Genomic DNA, 16,431 nt, shown 5'->3' with positions numbered 1-16,431 from the left:
TATGTCACGTTAACCAGAAAAGGGAAAAAGACATGCTAAAACAGCAGGATATGACCGAAACTGCCAGAGTGGTGTTTAATGAATTAAGCGTCACTGAACCGGCGACCGTCGGGGAAATTGCGCAGAATACTTACCTTTCACGCGAACGCTGCCAGTTAATACTGACCCAGCTTGTTATGGCGGGTCTGGCAGATTATCAGTTCGGTTGTTACAGACGCCTTCCGCAGTGAAGGTTTTTTAATTTGTGGTAATGGGCGGCTGGTGGGTGTTAGCGGCACCTGCCAGCCATCTGCTCATGCGTTGGGGTCACAAGCAAACCTCAGGCCCATCTGCTTTGCGCAAAAGCGGTATGAGCCTATCAGAGAAGTGCTTATTGATCTATGGCTAATACTGTAAAAATATCCAGTTGTGAGTTAATCAACGCTGATTGCCTGGAATTTATCCAGACCTTACCGGAAAACTCTGTCGATCTGATAGTCACAGACCCGCCATACTTTAAAGTGAAGCCCGAGGGCTGGGATAACCAGTGGAAGGGTGACGATGATTACCTGAAATGGCTGGATCAGTGTCTGGCGCAATTCTGGCGGGTACTGAAACCTGCCGGAAGTCTCTACCTGTTCTGTGGTCATCGCCTGGCATCTGATGTCGAAATCATGATGCGTCAGCGCTTTAATGTGCTGAACCACATTATCTGGACGAAGCCGTCCGGACGCTGGAACGGATGCAACAAGGAAAGCCTGAGGGCGTATTTCCCGGCAACAGAACGCATTCTGTTTGCAGAACATTATCAGGGGCCATACCAGCCCAAAAATGACGGCTATGCGGCAAAGGGGCGCGAGCTTAAGCAGCACGTGATGGCTCCGCTGATTTCTTACTTTCGTGATGCGCGGGAATCACTGGGGATAACGTCAAAACAGATAGCGGAAGCCACCGGAAAGAAAAACATGGCTTCGCACTGGTTTGGTGCCAGTCAGTGGCAGTTACCGAACGAAGCTGATTACAGAAAACTGCAGGCATTGTTTGCGCGTGTTGCAGCAGAAAAGCATCAGCGCGGGGAACTGGAAAAGCCACACCACCAGCTGGTCAGCGCATACAGTGAACTGAACCGTCAATACGCCAGCCTGCTGGAAGAGTACAAATCTTTGCGGCGTTATTTTTCCGTATCAGCTGCCGTTCCGTATACGGATGTCTGGACGCACAGGCCTGTGCAGTATTATCCGGGCAAACATCCCTGCGAAAAACCGGCGGATATGTTGCGGCAGATAATAGAGGCCAGCAGTCACCCCGGTGATTTGGTTGCGGATTTCTTTATGGGATCCGGGTCAACAATAAAAGCGGCGATGGCGCTGGGGCGTCGGGTAATCGGCGTTGAGCTTGAGACTGAACGGTTTGAACAGACAGTCGGTGAAATTTCGGCAATGTGCAATTAAACCCGCCTCCATGCGGGTTGTGGTTTTATGGGGTTTCAAAACTTGATTTTGATTGTTTTGAATCTAGGCGGCATGGTAATGAGATGATGCCTCGCCACCCAGGGTATGCTTTCTTAAAATCAGAAATTGCTTGCGGTTTTATTTTCCCTTGCTGGATTTTTTGAAAGTCATCGAAATACAACCCGTATTTTCCACATTTCGGACAGTGAACCCTGACACCATCGGTCATGCCAAAAACACCATCGTTGTATTCAGTATCAAATTTTAAATTTGTCAGGTCTCTGAAACGCCCGCGCTCCACTTTGGCGTGAGCGTAACATGCTGGACATTGCTGATTCATCTGAAAACCTCTATGAAGAATCGTTACTAATCATTGAAAGCGTCCGGACTTATGACGCCATGTATAACGTAATATTTTTACCAAAAAAAACAACTCGTTAAATCTTTCATGTCCGCGCCGCGCCCGGCGCACATCAAAAAACCACAGAGCCTTTCAGGGGTGAGCTTACGGGATGGTCAGTGTGACTTTCTCTGTGGGCTGGTCACCCCGGGGCGCAGGCTCACCCACTAAAAGGAAAAGTCACGATGTTTGGTATTTTCAAAAAGAAAACCCGCAAGGCCATTACTGAAGTGAAGAAGATGGAGAACCGCGACGCAGTGGAGGCGACCGTCTGGGGCGCGTATTCCATTGCATATGCTGACGGCACCTGTGACGCGAAAGAAATCGCGGTACTGGAGAAAACCATTGCGGCACTTCCTGCCTTTGCGCCGTTCTCCGGTGAGATTGCACAAATGAGTGCAAATATCCGCGCCCGTTATGAAGCGTCGCCGCGCTCTGCCAATGCTGAAGCCCTTCGCCAGCTGGCTGATGTTGCCGGTACTGATGATGCAGTTAATGTACTGTGCCTGTGTCTGGATATCGCAGACCAGGATGGCATTGGTCCGGATGAAGAAGCGCAGCTCAAGAAAATTGCTCAGGCGCTGCAGTTACCGCTGGAGCAGTACCTGTGAAAAGTGCGCGCCTTGTGCTGGCTGCCATCCTGCTGTTTCTGGTAGTGGCGGTGGATTTCACCGGACGGCTGATGTCGGTGCTGGCAGATGGTGTGCTGGTGGCGATGGCGCTGGTCGTGCTCCGGCCTTTACTGCGTAAATCTGAATAACACCACACAAAAGGCATCTGCGGGTGCCTTTAACGGGGTGTTTTTTACGGGCCGCTGGTGGCCCTTTTTTATTTACAGGAGAAAAAAGTATGTCTGAACCCTTATCCGGTTCCGGCACGGCTGCGGCGCTCGGTGGGGCGACGGTGTACGGGCTGTTTACCGGAACGGATTTCGGGATTGTGTTTGGTGCGTTCGCCGGGGCGTTATTTGTGGCAACGATGCCGCAGACGCTTTCAGCCTGGCGTGTTGCGGCGCATTTTCTGGTGTCGTTTATCGTGGGCGTACTGGGGGCAGAGGTTCTGGCATCCTGGCTGGTAAAGCATACAGAGTTTGACGGTGCACCTGTCGACGCATTGTGTGCAGTACTGGTGTCTGTATTGTCGGTAAAAGTGCTGTCCTTTGTGCACAGGCAGGACGTTATATCACTGATGTCCTGTCTGCTCTCCCGCCTGAAGAGTGGTGGAGGCGACAATGTTAAGTAACCTTCCCGGATTACTGAATGTGGCGTTATGCACGGTTATCGTGCTGACGCTCTTTTTTTATCGTCGCCGTGATTCCAGACATAAACCGCTGATGTCATGGCTGGCCTGGCTGCTGATGTTGCTTTATGGCTTTGTTCCACTCAGCTATCTGTGTGGTCGCCCGTTAGAAACAGACTGGTTCCAGGTGTTTTTTAACCTGCTGTTCTGCGTGCTGGTGATACGCGCACGCGGGAACGTCACAAAAATCTTTCCATTGTTGAGGTGAATATGTCGGGTAAATTCAGATTTAGTCGTCGCAGCGAAAAGAATCTGGAGGGCGTCAAACCACAGCTGGTTGCTGTCGTTCGCCGTGCCCTTGAGCTGACGGAGGTTGATTTCGGTATTACGGAAGGCCTGCGCAGTAAGTATCGCCAGAAACAGCTGGTCGCAGAAGGTAAGAGCCAGACCATGAACAGCCGCCACCTGACCGGTGATGCGGTGGATGTTGTGGCCTACATTGGCAGCCAGGTGTCATGGGACTGGCCTCTGTACGAGAAAATCGCGCAGGCATTTAAGCAGGCTGCCGCAGAGCTGGGAACCGCCATTGAATGGGGCGGGGACTGGAAAACACTGAAAGACGGGCCTCATTTTCAATTGAAGCGATAGCTTGCAAAACATACAGGGCCGCCATGAGCGGCTTTTTTATTGCTCAAAAAACGAAAGAACGGGGGTACGTATGTACGCACTGAAAAAAATCACGGTAACTGAAGATGGTCGTCAGGTTGAAGAAGTGCATGTTCTGGGGAATATGTATCGCCTGGAATTTTACCCGCGCAACACTCACCTTGCTGCCCAAGTGGAGTATTGCCGGGATGGAAATGTGCCATGCATTTTGGTGGAAAAAACGGATGAAGCCTACATCACCACGCTGGCTGGTGACACGGTGCGTTGTATCTGTCGCGGTGACAGTAAAGCCAGGGATGAAATAGCCAGATGCCGCACCCAGGGCAGTAAATAAAAAAAACAAAACCCCGGCTGCTGGAACAGTCCGGGGTTTTGAGTTTTCACGTCAGAGAGGAAATTGTGAGTAGTGAGTACGGAGAAAATCCTCGTGGGAAAGTATAAAAGATTCTTTTTGAGGTTGTCCATTATGAAAGGTATTGAAGTGGAAACTCCCGCGAGCCTTGATTTGACAAGGGCTGCGGCCTTTGCAATTCGCCTTGTGGCGGTCGCTGTTCTGATTTGGGCTGTGCGTTGGTGGTGATATGACGCGAAAACACTGGACACACAGAATGCCACGAACTGCGGCGAAATGGGCACTGGTAGCGATACTGGTGCCTTTTTTATTGGTGGGATGCGTTAGCCTGGATAAAGCGCGCCAGCTTTTCGATACCGCTTCTCTGGTCTGTGAAATTGTCGACGGTGTCCGGCAGTGTCTGCAGAACTGATCGCCTGTAAGAGCAGAATATTTTGCTGAAAAATGAAGGGGGGCGCCAGCGTCCGGAAAGCATGAAATTCTGTGTTTGTGGCTACTCAATAAAATAAATTCTTTCTGTCGCCGCGAATACTCAAATGTTGATCAGTGCCCGCTGCGGCGACGGGCTTTGATATCAGGAGACGATGATGAAAAAAACAGAAAGCAAACCGATTGTAATTGGTACCGCTGCTGTTCCGTTTAAGTTTGAGTTGTCACAACTGGTGGAGGTACGTATCAGTGATGAATGGGGGGAAGTGAGGGGGCGTGCTCAGTATGCAGGTAGTGAAAACCAGTACTTGATCCACTACAAAGCAGCTGATGGTCGCGCCATGACGGAGTGGTTTGGTGAGTCAATGCTGGAAGCAACAGAAGATGGTCGTTATCCGGGCTGTCCGGTATTTGCCTGCATGGAATTGCCGGAAGGCGCAGTAGTTGAACTGCAGCCGGGTGAGATGTTCGTGATGACAGACATCATTGATGGTAAACCGCAGTATTCGCGTATTGAAATGAATGGTAAGAGTGCTCGCCTGATTCGTGAGTAACAGGCATTACAGCAGCTCTTCAGCGAGGGGCTGCGATAATGTAGGTGTTGGAGTGTATGCAAATGATAATTGCTCCCATTTTCACGGGTCCTTCCTGGAATTTAGAACACCGAGGGGATACGGATGCGCAGAAATCGCCAAATTTTTGCATTTTCATCGTTCATCACCACCACTGTAATTTATTGATAATGAAAGGTTAAAAAATAGCTGGTGTCGAAAATGTTTGTTTTTTGTTCATCACTGGAGGGGTAAGTGGATAAGGAATTGAAACACCTTGTTCTTAATGTCAGCCAGTTAGCTGCGCTGTCGGGTGTGCACCGACAGACTGTCGCATCAAGAATCAAAAATGTCCGAACAGCGGGTGGGCATGAGAGTAACCTCAAGCTGTATAAACTTACTGATATTCTGGCAGAGCTAATGAAGTTGCCACCGCCTGTCGCTGAAGGGGAAATGGATCCCCATGACCGAAAAGCCTGGTATCAGTCAGAACGGGAACGTCTGAAATTTGAACAGGAGGTCGGAGAACTGATCCCTGCGTCTGATGTCGCCCGTGAATTTGCTGAAATGGCAAAGGCTATGGTGCAGGTTCTGGAAACTCTCCCCGATATTCTTGAACGCGATTGCGCTCTCGAGCCTTCGGCTGTCATGCGGGTGCAAAGCATTATTGATGATTTGCGTGACGAAATTGCGCGGCGGGTGGCAGATGACAGCAAACAGGAAGATACAGAGGAGGAAAATCAGGAGGACGAATAATGCCTGTGCAGGCGACCGCCAGATCGTTGAAACTGGATACGGGCCAGTTAATTAAAGCGCCGCGCAGGATGCCTGTTGCCGAAGCGGTACAAAAATTTATGCGAGTCCCTACATCTGGTGGCAACTCTGTTCCGTGGGATCCGCTGGTTGCACCGTATGTGATTGAACCCATGAACTGCCTGTCGTCCCGTGAGTTTGATGCGGTTGTTTTTGTTGGCCCTGCCCGTACGGGCAAGACTAACGGCCTGATTGATGGCTGGGTGGTTTATAACATTGTTTGCGATCCGTCAGACTTTTTGCTGGTGCAGATGACGCAGGATAAGGCGCAGGAGCACTCCAAAAAGCGCCTGGCAAGAACATTTCGTTGCAGTCCGGAGGTCAGAAAACGCCTCAGTCCACGCCGCAACGATAACAACGTTCATGACAAATATTTTCTGTCAGGCAGCTTTCTGAAAATCGGCTGGCCCTCCATCAATGTCATGTCATCCTCTGATTTTAAATGTGTGGCGCTGACTGATTACGACCGATTTCCTGAAGATATCGATGGCGAAGGTGATGGTTTCTCCCTGGCTTCAAAACGTACCACCACATTTATGTCAGCTGGTATGACGCTGGTGGAGAGTTCTCCCGGGCGTGAAATCACAAACAGCAAATGGCGCAGAACGTCACCGCATGAAGCCCCGCCCACCACGGGGATCCTTTCTCTGTATAACCGTGGCGATCGTCGTCGCTGGTACTGGCCTTGTCCGGATTGCGGTGATTATTTCCAGCCATCGATGGAGGCTATGACGGGGTATCGTGACAATCCTGATCCTGTAAAAGCCAGTGAAGCGGCTCATATATTATGCCCTCATTGTGGCAACCGAATCACCGCAGACATGAAACGTGAACTGAATGGTCGCGGCGTCTGGTTGCGTGAAGGTGAGCAGATTGACAGAGAAGGGAATGTTACCGGAACGCCACGTCATTCAAGGATAGCCAGCTTCTGGATGGAAGGCCCCGCTGCAGCCTATCAGACCTGGGCGCAACTGGTTTACAAACTACTGACTGCTGAGCAGGAATATGAAGCCACAGGCAGTGAGGAAACACTGAAGGCGGTGATTAACACCGACTGGGGATTGCCTTATTTGCCTCGTTCCGCCATGGAGTTGCGCAGTGCAGATGTTCTGATGCAGCGGGCTGAGGATTACGGTAAGCGCCTGGTACCGCCGAAAGTGCGTTTTCTTATTGCGGCTGTGGACGTGCAGGGCGGGAAGAACCGACGGTTTGTGGTGCAGATTATTGGCTATGGCGAGGACGGCGAACGCTGGCTGGTGGACCGTTATAACATCCGACAGTCATTGCGTTGCGATGAAAATGGCGAAGCATTACCTGTGCATCCCGGAGCTTACCCTGAAGACTGGCAGTTGCTGGTCACCGATGTACTGGAGAAAACGTATCCGCTCCAGTCCGATCCGGCCCGCAGAATGCCTGTACTGGCAATGGCGGTGGACAGTGGTGGTGAGGACGGGGTGACGGATAACGCCTATAAATTCTGGCGAAAATGTCGTCAGGATGGACTGGGGCGACGGGTTTTTCTGGTAAAGGGAGACAGCACGAAACGCCAGAAAATTATTACCATCACACACCCGGATAATACCGGGCGAAGCGATCGCCGTGCGGATGCTCAGGGGAAGGTGCCGGTATATCTCCTGCAGACAGATCTGCTGAAAGATCAACTAAGCAATAACCTGCAACGTGAAATGCCCGGACCGGGCTACATTCATTTTCCTGACTGGCTAGGGGAGTGGTTTTATGAAGAGTTGACCTATGAGGAACGTGGTGCTGACGGGAAATGGCGCAAGCCGGGAAAAGGGAATAACGAAGCGTTTGACCTTTTTTGCTATGCCCATGCCGTCGCCATTCTGCGTGGCTATGAAAAAATCCGTGACTGGAGCAACCCTCCCCAGTGGGCAAGAGGGCAGGATGCTGACGCGGGGACTTCGGCAGACAGACGTTCTTCCGACACAGTGGACAAGAAAAACGTTGTCGGAAGAGATGAGCGGCAAAAAGCAGCGTCGCCGGAAGCGTTATCCGGAAACTGGTTATCACTACCCCGAAACGGAGGATGGTTGTGAAAAAAGATGAGATTTTCCAGATGCTGGTTATCGTGCGACAGGCATACAGGGATTCCCTGGATGGTAAAAGTGTGTCTTTTACCGGGGTGAATGGCAGGGCGATCACCAACCATGATCCTGTTGCATTACGCAGGGAGCTTGAATACTGGGAAAAACGCTGGGCGGCGGCCTGCCAGCCCACAAGGAAACCGTACAAACTCGCCCGTTTCTCCTGAGGTTTTTTATGGGTTTTTTTGATAAAGCACTTGGCGCAATTGCGCCAGGGTGGGCAGTTTCGCGCGCCAGAAACAAAATACTGCTGAGAGCTTATGAGGCGGCGCAGCCTTCACGCCTGAATAAGGCGCGGCGCGAGAGCCGTTCTGCCGATACAGCGGTTTTTTCTGCCGGTACCTCGTTAAGGGAGCAGGCCAGGGCGCTGGATGAAGATCACGATATCGTGATTGGTCTGCTGGATAAGCTGGAAGAGCGGGTTATTGGTGCGCAGGGGATCCAGGTCGAACCACAACCACTGAGAAGCGATGGCACCCTGCATGAATCGCTGGCAGAGCAGATCTCGGCATTGTGGTCTGAATGGTCTGTTCGCCCTGAGGTCACGGGGATGTTCACCCGCCCGGAGGCCGAACGGATGGCATTGCGATCTGCTTTGCGTGATGGCGAGATGTTCGTACAACTGGTGCGTGGTCCTGTCGCCGGTCTGAATCATTCCACTGTGGTGCCATTATCACTGGAACTTCTCGAAGCAGATTTTGTTCCGGTCAGTCTGAACACGAACGCGGGTCAGCAAGTCCGCCAGGGCATTATTCTTAACAACTGGGGGCGGCCTGTAGGGTATCGGGTTTATAAATACCATCCTGCAAATATGCGTGGATTCAGCGCCGATCTCAAAACTGTTCACGCAGACAACATGCTTCATCTGGCGATGCGGAAACGGCTTCATCAGGTGAGAGGTGTCAGCCTGTTACATGGTGTGATTCGCCGGATTGCTGATCTGAAAGATTATGAAGAATCAGAGCGTGTGGCTGCCCGTATTGCTGCCGCGCTGGGTTTCTACATTAAGCGTGGTGATGCCGCCAGCTTTCCGACGGATAACGACTGGACACCCACAGAACAAAAACCCCGGTACTTTGATATTTCGCCGGGCATGATTTTTGACGAACTGGCCCCCGGTGAAGATCTGGGGATGGTGGAGTCGAATCGTCCGAATGTTCATCTTTATGAATTCCGGAACGGGCAGTTGCGTGCTGTGGCTGCCGGAACCCGTGGCAGTTATTCCAGTATTGCCCGTGACTATAACGGCTCCTACAGTTCGCAGCGTCAGGAGCTGGTGGAAGGTTACGAAGGCTACGGGGTTTTACAGCAGTGGTTTGTCGGTCAGTACAGCCGCCCGGTGTACCGGGCATGGCTGGAGCAGGCGATACCTTTTCTTGAAATTCCTCCTGATGTGGATATGTCCACGCTTTTCAATGCCACTTATCTTGGCCCGGTGATGCCGTGGATTGATCCGGTGAAGGAGGCTGCAGCATGGCGGGCCATTCTTCGCGGTGGTGCCGGGACGGAGGCCGAGTGGATACGTGCCCGTGGGCAGTCACCGCAGGAGGTCAAACGTCAGCGACTGCGTGAAACTGAATTTAACCGGGAAAACGGGCTGGTGTTCGATTCTGACGCCGCTAACGATAAAGGAGTGATCCCTGATGCAGCAAATGATAAACCCGCGTCTTCGCGGGACGATGATTAATCCCCGCGCCAGCCTTGCGGGGGTGGATGCCGCTAATGGTCAGTGCTGGTATGAAATCCGTGCACAGACTGCCGGGCGGGTGGAAATTTACCTCTATGACGTGATTGGCGGATGGGGCATCACCGCGCAGCAGTTTATTGCTGACTGTAAGGATGCGGGGGTGTTTGAGGCCAGCGCTATTGATCTGCATATCCACAGCCCGGGCGGTGATGTGATGCAGGGGTTTGCCATCTTTAACACGCTGTCACGGCTGAAAGCGAAGGTGGATATCTGGGTGGATGGTGTTGCAGCCAGCATGGCCTCCATGATTGTCTGCCTGCCAGGCGCCACAGTGCATATGCCTGAAAATTCCTGGCTGATGGTGCACAAGCCGTGGGGCGGGATCGCCGGTGATTCCGATGATATGCGTGATTATGCTGACTGGCTGGATCGCAACGAGGCGCTGATGCTGTCAGCCTACATGAATAAAACCGGACTCGGGCAGGAGGAGCTGGAAGCCATGCTGAAAGCAGAAACCTGGCTGAACGGTGCTGAAGCCGTGGAAAAAGGCTTCGCTGATACGCTTGAACCTGAATTACAGGCTGCGGCCTGTGTGAACCAAAATAAACTGAAGGATTACCATAATATGCCAGAACAGATTAACGCGCTTTTTGCTCCACGTGCAGAAACGACAAACGGACAGCCGCAGGAGCCGAAAGCAACCCCGCAAAATGCGCAACAGATCGCTGCTCAGCAGGCACCATCAACCGGAAATGTGGATATCAGCGCAATTGCTTCGCAGGTTCAGCAACAACTGATGGCAGCCAATGCGGAACGTGTGCAGGCTGTAACCGCAGTTTTTGCCTCTTTCCCGTCTTATGCCGCACTGAAAGCGGAGTGTCTGAACGACATGACCTGTACGGAAGCACAGGCCCGTGAAAAACTGTTGCAGGCGCTGGCAGCCGGAACGACACCAAGTGCAGGCCCGGGCGCTGTTCATATTCATGCCGGGAACGGTAATCTGGTCGGCGATTCCATTCGTGCGGCTGTGATGGCACGCGCCGGATATGCCGAAGCAGAAAAAGATAATGCTTATAACGGTTTTACACTGCGCGAGCTGGCGCGTGCTTCGCTGGTTGATCGCGGTATCGGTATCTCCGGTCATTCCGCACCGATGGCGATGGTGGGGCTGGCATTTACTCACAGCAGCAGCGATTTCGGCAATATCCTGATGGATGTGGCTCATAAAGCTGCGTTGCAGGGCTGGGATGATGCCAGCGAAAATTTTGACAAATGGACCCGCAAGGGAACGCTGACTGATTTTAAAACCGCGCATCGTGTCGGGCTGGAAACTTTCCCGACGCTACGAAAAGTATTGCCGGGGGCTGAATATAAATATGTGACCCTGAAAGATCGTGGCGAACCGATTGCACTGGCGACTTATGGCGAATTGTTCAGCATTGATCGCCAGACCATCATCAATGATGACCTGGATATGCTGACCCGTATTCCGATGGCAATGGGGGCGGCAGCGCGGACTACCGTGGGTGATCTGGTCTGGGCCGTGCTGACCAGCAATCCGAAAATGTCGGATGGCAAACCGCTGTTCCATGCAGATCATGGCAACCTGGTGACTGCAGATTTGTCTATTGAGGGGCTGGATTCCGGGCGTAAAGCCATGCTGCTCCAGAAATCGGGTGACCGCCGCCTGAACATTCGTCCTGCTTTTATGTTGACGCCTGTTGCCATTGAGTCGCGTGCCAATCAGTTGATTAAGTCTGCCAGCGTGCCCGGTGCAGATGCGAACAGCGGCATTATTAACCCGATTCAGAATTTTGCCACGGTTCTGTCAGAGGCCCGCCTTGATGACAGCAGCCCGACGGATTATTACCTGGTGGCAGCGCAGGGGCGTGACACGATTGAAGTGGCTTACCTCGACGGTATTGATACGCCGTATCTGGAGCAGCAACAGGGCTTTACGGTTGATGGTGCAGCATTCAAGGTGCGCATTGATGCCGGAGTGGCACCGCTTGACTGGCGTGGCATGGTCAAAGTGAAAAAACAATAAATAACCGCCGGACAGGGCGGTTTTTTTTATGGCTGAAGCGGCGCACTTTGCGCCGCATTTACCGGAGAAAAAAATGTCAAAAAATTTTGTTCAGGACGGAAAAAACGTCGACTGGGTGAACGGGACCGGGAAGGCGGTGTCATCTGGCGATCTGGTTGTTCAGGATAATCTTGTTGGTGTTGCTCACGCTGATATTCCGGACGGGGATGTGGGCATTCTGCATACGGTGGGGGTTTTCTCTTTACCTAAAGAGGCAGAGGCGCTAACGCAAGGCAAGCTGGTGTATTTCAAAGCGGATACGGCAACACTGACCGCAACGAAATCAGGTAATACGCTGGTGGGAACAGTATGGGCATCGGCTGAAGCCGGAGATGCCTGTGTTTGTGTGCGTCTGGGGTACTGATGCATCGATTTCATAAACGGCTGATGCGGGCAGATGCCCGCATTTCCCGGCTTTTTTCCGAGGAGTGTCCGGCGATACTGTCTATTGGCAGCGAGCGTCGCCCTGTTATGGTGATTTTTGAATCTCCGGATGCGCCGGTTCGTGTTCCGGGTGGTGGAGAAATTAACGATCAGGCTCCGGCATTCAGCGCACTGACAGAGGATATTAAGGGGCTCAGCACAAACTGCACAGTGGAGCTGAACCACGAATTTTACCGCGTCACGCATATTGGTGCGGATGAAATGGGGCGTACACGCGTAACGCTCGGGCGTGGACGGGGGACGTCATTACCGACCATCGAATGGAGTAAAAAATAAACTTCATAAGGAGATATCGCAATGGCGCGGGCATCACGCATCCGGCGAAATCTGTTGTTTGATATCGACGTCGAAGAATTGCGGGATATTGCGGCGCAGGCTGGTGCAACGCAGCACCAGTTCCGTCTGGCCTATTCCCGCGCACTGAAGCGAACGGCATCAAAAATGCGCATGAAGGCGCTTGCGGAACTGAAAACCGGCCTGGCTCCCCGCAAAATGGACACACTGGACAGGCGGCTTTTTTCCACCCGCATTACCCGGGGTAATGCTATGGATGAAGCCCGTCTCTGGTTTGGCCTTAATGCGATCAAGATAAAAGATTTGCGCGGACGCATTCGTGGGCAACGTGTCCGGCGTCATGATCTCCGTGATCCGGTAACCGGGCGGTTTATCAAAGAGAACCGTGTCCGGCGACGTCGCCGCAAAGCCAGCGATCCCGTTTTTGAACCCAACGGTTCGTTTTTATCTCCTGCCGCGTATGAAAACGGGCTGGTGATACGTAGTCGCAAAGAGAACCGACGAACAATCATCATCAAAAATCCTGAAACCGGGCGTGTCCGGGAGGCTGAAGCTGGTATTTATGCCAGCACGATGGATTATGTTGAAGATGTGGCTTTTGCGGAGTGCCTGGAAATTTTTATGAAAGAGTTCGAATCGGACATCCGGCGACGCGCGAAGTACGGCATTACCGTGGCCCCCCGATAAAATGTGAGGACGCAATGGCTGAACCCTTATGCATGGCATCCTGGCACGCTGCTGTGCTGGATGCCCTGAAAAAACTTAAATGGATCAATGATGCGGACACCTATCCGGAACGGGTCACGCAACTGGTCACTCCGGCGGTGTTTCTGGCGGTGGATGGCTGGGATGCGAAAAGCAATGCAGACGGGCAGATGACGGTGGTGTTGTCTGCCGCGCTGTGGGTACTGGTTGACCGTGCCGGTGAGTCGGATAAAGAAAAAAAAGAAGAACGCAGGGCGATAAAGCCGGATATTTTTATCCGTTCGGCGGCCGCCGCGTTGTCGCACTGGCTCGACGGGCAGACGTTCGGACTGGCAAATGTGGAGCCTGCCATTTTTATATCAGCGGACGCAGATGAAACCGATCCGCGTCTGGATGATTATCTGGTCTGGCAGATTTCATTTAACCAGACGGTGACGTTTGGTATGGATCCCTTTGCCACGGATAACCTGCCGTTACAGCGGGCCTGGCTGGGCGTGGCACCGGAGATCGGGCGACAGCATGTGGATGATTATCGGCTGATTTTTGAGGGAAAGCCACGTGAATGAGGTTCTGGGGGATTTACAGCGTCGCCTGGCAAATATGGTCCGGCGTGGGGTGATCCACTCGGTGCGGCTGGACGGTGGTTTTCCGGAATGCCGCGTGGATCTGGGGGATATTGTGACCACCTGGCTGCCATTGTGTCAGGGTTTTGCCGGGAAAAACCGGGCAGATTTTGAGCCGTTTGCTGTGGGCGATGCGGTCACGGTACTGTCAGAGGCCGGGGAGCTGAATAACGGTCGTGTTTTTCCCGGCTGGAATACCGGTGAGGCACCGGCTCCGCAGGGCAGCGACAGTGAGCACATCACCCGTTACGGAGATGGCACGGAAATTTGCTATAACCGGGAGACGCACTCACTGACCATTATTCTGGCGGAAGGGGGCACCTATGCCATTACCGGGAATGGTGTGCTGGACGGAAACGTCATGATCTCAGAAGACCTGATCGTGAACGGACGCACGATGGTTGAAGGTGAAGTGGTGGTGAAAAGTGATTTTTATGCAAAAGGCGAGGTGACGGATAAATCCGGCAGCATGAGCCGGATCCGGGAAACGTTTAATGGACACGACCATCCCGGAGACAGTGGGGGAACCACGAAAGTACCGAATCAGAAAATGTGACCTGCTGCGGCAGGTTTTTTTATGTCCGGAGAATGCAAATGGGGCAATTACATGGTGTGGAAACCATCGAGCTGACAGCAGGCACGGTGGCAGTAACCACAATAGAGACAGCCATTATTGGTGTGGTGGGAACCGCGCCGCAGGCTGCCGGAGCTGTGGCAGCGACACTGACAGCGGGAACGCCGCTGCTGGATAACGAGCTGACCTTTACGGCAAAAGCGGGGGGACGGAGCGGAAATACCATTACCGTTATTGCTGAACAGGCTGTCAAAGAAAAAAGTGCGGGTGCGGTTCCCACGTCAGCAAAATGGGAAAACGGAAGCCTGTTGATTTGGCTTGGATGCAGTGAAGAGGGGGCAGGCAATGCCACCGTCAGTGATGTTGTGACGGCGGTGAATGGTGTGGCGGGGGCCGGGGTGAGTGCCACCGGCAGCGGTGACGGTATTGTGTCGCCGTTTTCCGGCACACTGAGTGGCGGTGAAGATGAACCGTTTCCGCTGAACACGCCAGTGGCGATGGCGGGAACAACGGCGCTTTCACGTCTGGGGATCACCGGAACACTGAAGCAGGCGCTGACGGAGATTAACGACCAGCGTAACGCGCTGTCGGTGATCGTCCGGGTGGAAGAAAAAACGAAGCCGGAAGAGCAGCGTGCTGCCATTCTTGCGGGGATCAGCATGCTGTCATCGGCAAAATCCGTCACCACGTATCAGCCACGTATTGTGATTGCACCAGGATTCAGTGAAGACGATGCGGTGGGTAAGGCACTGGAAACGGTGGCCGGAAAACTGCGTGCAGTGGCGTACGTGGATTGTGCTGCGGGCGCGACACTGCAGGATGTGGTGCAGCGTCGCCAGTCTTACGGTGCCAGGACTGAATTACTGCGCCCGCGTGTGCAGGTCAGTAATGCAGAGGGGCAACTGGTGTATCGCCCGTATTCGGCCTTTGCTGCCGGACTGCGTGCCCGTATTGACTATGAAAAAGGGTGGTGGTGGAGCAAATCAAACCAGGAGGTTTACAACATCCTCGGTGTTGAGCAGGTGGATGAATTTATCCTCGGTGAGCGTAACTGCGATGCCAACCTGCTTAATATGCAGAATGTCTCCACCCTGATCCGCCGCGCCGGATTTAAACACTGGGGAAACCGGCTGTGCTCGTCCCATCCTCAGTGGCATTTCGAGTCCGTCCGCCGTACTGCGGATGTGATTGAAGACAGTATCCAGGAGGCGATGCTGGCGTATGTTGACCGCCCGCTCGATCGCCAGAATGCGGACGACATTATTGGCACCATTAATGCGTATATGCGCCGTCTGGTGGCAGAAGGTGCCATCTTCGGGGGGCGGGCATGGCTGGATCCGGAACTGAATACCGCCGAAACGCTGGCAGCCGGTGAACTGTACATCAACTATGACTTCGGTCCCAAATCGCCGACTGAACTTATCAGCATGCGGGTGAGCGTCAACAACGAATACGGCATTAAGGAGATGACGGCAACATGAGCAGTAAAAACACATTACGGGCCTGGACTTTTTTCCGCCAGGGGATCCGTATTCAGGGAGCGCATGAGTTCACGCCCCCCACGCTGTCCATAACCACCACTGATTTACGCACCGGGGCACAGGATGCCCCCACGCCGGTTGACGACGGCATGGAGGCGCTGACCTGCCAGATTAAATTCTATGGTCTGGATACAGACATGCTGTCCAGTCTCGGATTTGTCAGTGGCAACCGCTCCCGCTTCACGGCCTATCAGGGCTATCTGGCAAACGGCACCGCGCTGGGGACCACCGAAGAAATCGAAGGTTTTGTGAAAACGGTGACGCCGGATGCACGTGGAAACAGCAGCCTGTCAGAAAATGCGGTGACAGTGGAAATCGCGGTGAATTATTACCGTCAGACGCTGGAGGGGATCGAACTCATTATGATTGATACCGAGCGTTTTGAGCGTCGGATCAACGGCGTGAATGTTCTCGCCGGCCTGTCGGCAAAAGTGCGTCTCTGAGCACTGATTAACGCATAACGGCCTGCGGGCCGTTTTTTTTAAGGAG

24 protein-coding genes are annotated in these 16,431 nt (G+C 53.0%); 23 read left to right on the top strand and 1 reads right to left on the bottom strand.

What is annotated here, in order from left to right; genetic code table 11:
- Positions 1-32 precede the first annotated feature (32 nt).
- Both QUE74_RS17280 and QUE74_RS17275 read left to right on the top strand, forming a co-directional pair.
- Positions 33-230, top strand: a complete 198-nt coding sequence (locus QUE74_RS17280; RefSeq protein ID WP_000917767.1) for a hypothetical protein — start codon at positions 33-35, stop codon at positions 228-230.
- A 150-nt stretch (positions 231-380) separates the two neighbouring features.
- Positions 381-1,430 (top strand): DNA-methyltransferase, encoded by a 1,050-nt coding sequence (locus QUE74_RS17275; protein ID WP_286331622.1) that lies wholly within the window; start codon positions 381-383, stop codon positions 1,428-1,430.
- 25 nt (positions 1,431-1,455) lie between these two features.
- Here QUE74_RS17275 and QUE74_RS17270 read toward each other — a convergent pair whose 3' ends face one another.
- On the bottom strand, positions 1,456-1,770 hold the full coding sequence (locus QUE74_RS17270) for a hypothetical protein (protein ID WP_001075632.1): 315 nt from the start codon (positions 1,768-1,770) through the stop codon (positions 1,456-1,458).
- Between the two features lie 245 nt (positions 1,771-2,015).
- Between QUE74_RS17270 and QUE74_RS17265 the strand changes: the two genes are divergently transcribed.
- The 21 genes from QUE74_RS17265 (at position 2,016) to QUE74_RS17165 (ending at position 16,385) form a co-directional block, all read left to right on the top strand.
- On the top strand, positions 2,016-2,441 hold the full coding sequence (locus QUE74_RS17265; protein WP_000466940.1) for a tellurite resistance TerB family protein: 426 nt from the start codon (positions 2,016-2,018) through the stop codon (positions 2,439-2,441).
- A complete protein-coding gene (locus QUE74_RS17260; RefSeq protein ID WP_000833645.1) occupies positions 2,438-2,590 on the top strand; it encodes a DUF3927 family protein in 153 nt (50 codons plus the stop codon). The genes QUE74_RS17265 and QUE74_RS17260 overlap by 4 nt, the downstream gene beginning before the upstream one ends.
- Before the next feature lie 89 nt (positions 2,591-2,679).
- Complete coding sequence (locus QUE74_RS17255; RefSeq protein WP_286331619.1) at positions 2,680-3,072, top strand: putative holin; 393 nt, start codon at positions 2,680-2,682, stop codon at positions 3,070-3,072.
- The gene (locus QUE74_RS17250) at positions 3,062-3,337 is read left to right on the top strand and encodes a phage holin family protein (RefSeq protein WP_032083374.1); all 276 of its coding nucleotides are present in this window, start codon (positions 3,062-3,064) and stop codon (positions 3,335-3,337) included. Before QUE74_RS17255 ends, QUE74_RS17250 begins: the two co-directional genes overlap by 11 nt.
- A gap of 2 nt (positions 3,338-3,339) precedes the next feature.
- A complete protein-coding gene (locus tag QUE74_RS17245; protein WP_000014549.1) occupies positions 3,340-3,717 on the top strand; it encodes a M15 family metallopeptidase in 378 nt (125 codons plus the stop codon).
- A gap of 70 nt (positions 3,718-3,787) precedes the next feature.
- Entirely contained in the window at positions 3,788-4,069 is a 282-nt protein-coding gene (locus QUE74_RS17240) for a hypothetical protein (protein ID WP_000271100.1), read from the top strand.
- A 132-nt stretch (positions 4,070-4,201) separates the two neighbouring features.
- Positions 4,202-4,315: a hypothetical protein gene (locus QUE74_RS17235; protein WP_001305859.1), complete on the top strand. Its 114-nt coding sequence runs from the start codon at positions 4,202-4,204 to the stop codon at positions 4,313-4,315.
- A gap of 28 nt (positions 4,316-4,343) precedes the next feature.
- A complete protein-coding gene (locus QUE74_RS17230) occupies positions 4,344-4,499 on the top strand; it encodes a hypothetical protein (RefSeq protein ID WP_187168058.1) in 156 nt (51 codons plus the stop codon).
- A gap of 175 nt (positions 4,500-4,674) precedes the next feature.
- Positions 4,675-5,070 carry a hypothetical protein gene (locus tag QUE74_RS17225; RefSeq protein ID WP_000750584.1) on the top strand — a complete coding sequence of 132 codons (396 nt, stop codon included), beginning with the start codon at positions 4,675-4,677 and terminating at the stop codon, positions 5,068-5,070.
- A 252-nt stretch (positions 5,071-5,322) separates the two neighbouring features.
- On the top strand, positions 5,323-5,823 hold the full coding sequence (locus QUE74_RS17220) for a DUF1441 family protein (protein WP_000356696.1): 501 nt from the start codon (positions 5,323-5,325) through the stop codon (positions 5,821-5,823).
- A complete protein-coding gene (locus tag QUE74_RS17215; RefSeq protein WP_001145097.1) occupies positions 5,823-7,940 on the top strand; it encodes a phage terminase large subunit family protein in 2,118 nt (705 codons plus the stop codon). Before QUE74_RS17220 ends, QUE74_RS17215 begins: the two co-directional genes overlap by 1 nt.
- The gene (locus QUE74_RS17210; RefSeq protein WP_000260557.1) at positions 7,931-8,155 is read left to right on the top strand and encodes a hypothetical protein; all 225 of its coding nucleotides are present in this window, start codon (positions 7,931-7,933) and stop codon (positions 8,153-8,155) included. The genes QUE74_RS17215 and QUE74_RS17210 overlap by 10 nt, the downstream gene beginning before the upstream one ends.
- An 8-nt stretch (positions 8,156-8,163) precedes the next feature.
- On the top strand, positions 8,164-9,675 hold the full coding sequence (locus QUE74_RS17205) for a phage portal protein (protein WP_000505366.1): 1,512 nt from the start codon (positions 8,164-8,166) through the stop codon (positions 9,673-9,675).
- Entirely contained in the window at positions 9,632-11,722 is a 2,091-nt protein-coding gene (locus QUE74_RS17200; RefSeq protein WP_001186830.1) for a ClpP-like prohead protease/major capsid protein fusion protein, read from the top strand. Before QUE74_RS17205 ends, QUE74_RS17200 begins: the two co-directional genes overlap by 44 nt.
- Before the next feature lie 73 nt (positions 11,723-11,795).
- Positions 11,796-12,125, top strand: a complete 330-nt coding sequence (locus QUE74_RS17195) for a DUF2190 family protein (protein WP_021558745.1) — start codon at positions 11,796-11,798, stop codon at positions 12,123-12,125.
- Positions 12,125-12,481: a head-tail joining protein gene (locus tag QUE74_RS17190; RefSeq protein ID WP_000554567.1), complete on the top strand. Its 357-nt coding sequence runs from the start codon at positions 12,125-12,127 to the stop codon at positions 12,479-12,481. Before QUE74_RS17195 ends, QUE74_RS17190 begins: the two co-directional genes overlap by 1 nt.
- A gap of 21 nt (positions 12,482-12,502) precedes the next feature.
- Entirely contained in the window at positions 12,503-13,186 is a 684-nt protein-coding gene (locus QUE74_RS17185; RefSeq protein WP_000090111.1) for a hypothetical protein, read from the top strand.
- Positions 13,187-13,200: 14 nt separating this feature from the next.
- A complete protein-coding gene (locus QUE74_RS17180) occupies positions 13,201-13,770 on the top strand; it encodes a hypothetical protein (RefSeq protein ID WP_024257447.1) in 570 nt (189 codons plus the stop codon).
- Positions 13,763-14,383 carry a phage baseplate assembly protein V gene (locus tag QUE74_RS17175; protein ID WP_001006706.1) on the top strand — a complete coding sequence of 207 codons (621 nt, stop codon included), beginning with the start codon at positions 13,763-13,765 and terminating at the stop codon, positions 14,381-14,383. Before QUE74_RS17180 ends, QUE74_RS17175 begins: the two co-directional genes overlap by 8 nt.
- 38 nt (positions 14,384-14,421) lie before the next feature.
- Positions 14,422-15,882 carry a phage tail sheath C-terminal domain-containing protein gene (locus QUE74_RS17170; protein ID WP_000531112.1) on the top strand — a complete coding sequence of 487 codons (1,461 nt, stop codon included), beginning with the start codon at positions 14,422-14,424 and terminating at the stop codon, positions 15,880-15,882.
- Positions 15,879-16,385, top strand: coding sequence for a phage major tail tube protein (locus QUE74_RS17165; protein ID WP_000095751.1), 507 nt, complete (start codon positions 15,879-15,881; stop codon positions 16,383-16,385). The genes QUE74_RS17170 and QUE74_RS17165 overlap by 4 nt, the downstream gene beginning before the upstream one ends.
- The last annotated feature ends 46 nt before the right edge of the window (positions 16,386-16,431 follow it).

The sequence above is a fragment of the Escherichia sp. 10290 genome, from assembly GCF_030295155.1.
Lineage (GTDB): Bacteria > Pseudomonadota > Gammaproteobacteria > Enterobacterales > Enterobacteriaceae > Escherichia > Escherichia coli_F.
The sequence above is the reverse complement of the archived record's forward strand: the minus strand, read 5'-3'. Positions and strand labels throughout refer to the sequence as shown.

Bases quoted from the DNA above. Each gene is read 5' to 3' on its own strand.
- QUE74_RS17190 (WP_000554567.1), top strand. From the start codon at position 12,125: ATGCATCGATTTCATAAACGGCTGATGCGGGCAGATGCCCGCATTTCC.
- QUE74_RS17245 (WP_000014549.1), top strand. From the start codon at position 3,340: ATGTCGGGTAAATTCAGATTTAGTCGTCGCAGCGAAAAGAATCTGGAG.
- QUE74_RS17270 (WP_001075632.1), bottom strand. From the start codon at position 1,770: ATGAATCAGCAATGTCCAGCATGTTACGCTCACGCCAAAGTGGAGCGC.
- QUE74_RS17275 (WP_286331622.1), top strand. From the start codon at position 381: ATGGCTAATACTGTAAAAATATCCAGTTGTGAGTTAATCAACGCTGAT.
- QUE74_RS17205 (WP_000505366.1), top strand. From the start codon at position 8,164: ATGGGTTTTTTTGATAAAGCACTTGGCGCAATTGCGCCAGGGTGGGCA.
- QUE74_RS17225 (WP_000750584.1), top strand. From the start codon at position 4,675: ATGAAAAAAACAGAAAGCAAACCGATTGTAATTGGTACCGCTGCTGTT.
- QUE74_RS17255 (WP_286331619.1), top strand. From the start codon at position 2,680: ATGTCTGAACCCTTATCCGGTTCCGGCACGGCTGCGGCGCTCGGTGGG.
- QUE74_RS17195 (WP_021558745.1), top strand. From the start codon at position 11,796: ATGTCAAAAAATTTTGTTCAGGACGGAAAAAACGTCGACTGGGTGAAC.
- QUE74_RS17230 (WP_187168058.1), top strand. From the start codon at position 4,344: ATGCCACGAACTGCGGCGAAATGGGCACTGGTAGCGATACTGGTGCCT.
- QUE74_RS17210 (WP_000260557.1), top strand. From the start codon at position 7,931: ATGGTTGTGAAAAAAGATGAGATTTTCCAGATGCTGGTTATCGTGCGA.
- QUE74_RS17240 (WP_000271100.1), top strand. From the start codon at position 3,788: ATGTACGCACTGAAAAAAATCACGGTAACTGAAGATGGTCGTCAGGTT.
- QUE74_RS17215 (WP_001145097.1), top strand. From the start codon at position 5,823: ATGCCTGTGCAGGCGACCGCCAGATCGTTGAAACTGGATACGGGCCAG.
- QUE74_RS17235 (WP_001305859.1), top strand. From the start codon at position 4,202: ATGAAAGGTATTGAAGTGGAAACTCCCGCGAGCCTTGATTTGACAAGG.
- QUE74_RS17170 (WP_000531112.1), top strand. From the start codon at position 14,422: ATGGGGCAATTACATGGTGTGGAAACCATCGAGCTGACAGCAGGCACG.
- QUE74_RS17250 (WP_032083374.1), top strand. From the start codon at position 3,062: ATGTTAAGTAACCTTCCCGGATTACTGAATGTGGCGTTATGCACGGTT.
- QUE74_RS17280 (WP_000917767.1), top strand. From the start codon at position 33: ATGCTAAAACAGCAGGATATGACCGAAACTGCCAGAGTGGTGTTTAAT.
- QUE74_RS17185 (WP_000090111.1), top strand. From the start codon at position 12,503: ATGGCGCGGGCATCACGCATCCGGCGAAATCTGTTGTTTGATATCGAC.
- QUE74_RS17180 (WP_024257447.1), top strand. From the start codon at position 13,201: ATGGCTGAACCCTTATGCATGGCATCCTGGCACGCTGCTGTGCTGGAT.
- QUE74_RS17200 (WP_001186830.1), top strand. From the start codon at position 9,632: ATGCAGCAAATGATAAACCCGCGTCTTCGCGGGACGATGATTAATCCC.
- QUE74_RS17265 (WP_000466940.1), top strand. From the start codon at position 2,016: ATGTTTGGTATTTTCAAAAAGAAAACCCGCAAGGCCATTACTGAAGTG.
- QUE74_RS17165 (WP_000095751.1), top strand. From the start codon at position 15,879: ATGAGCAGTAAAAACACATTACGGGCCTGGACTTTTTTCCGCCAGGGG.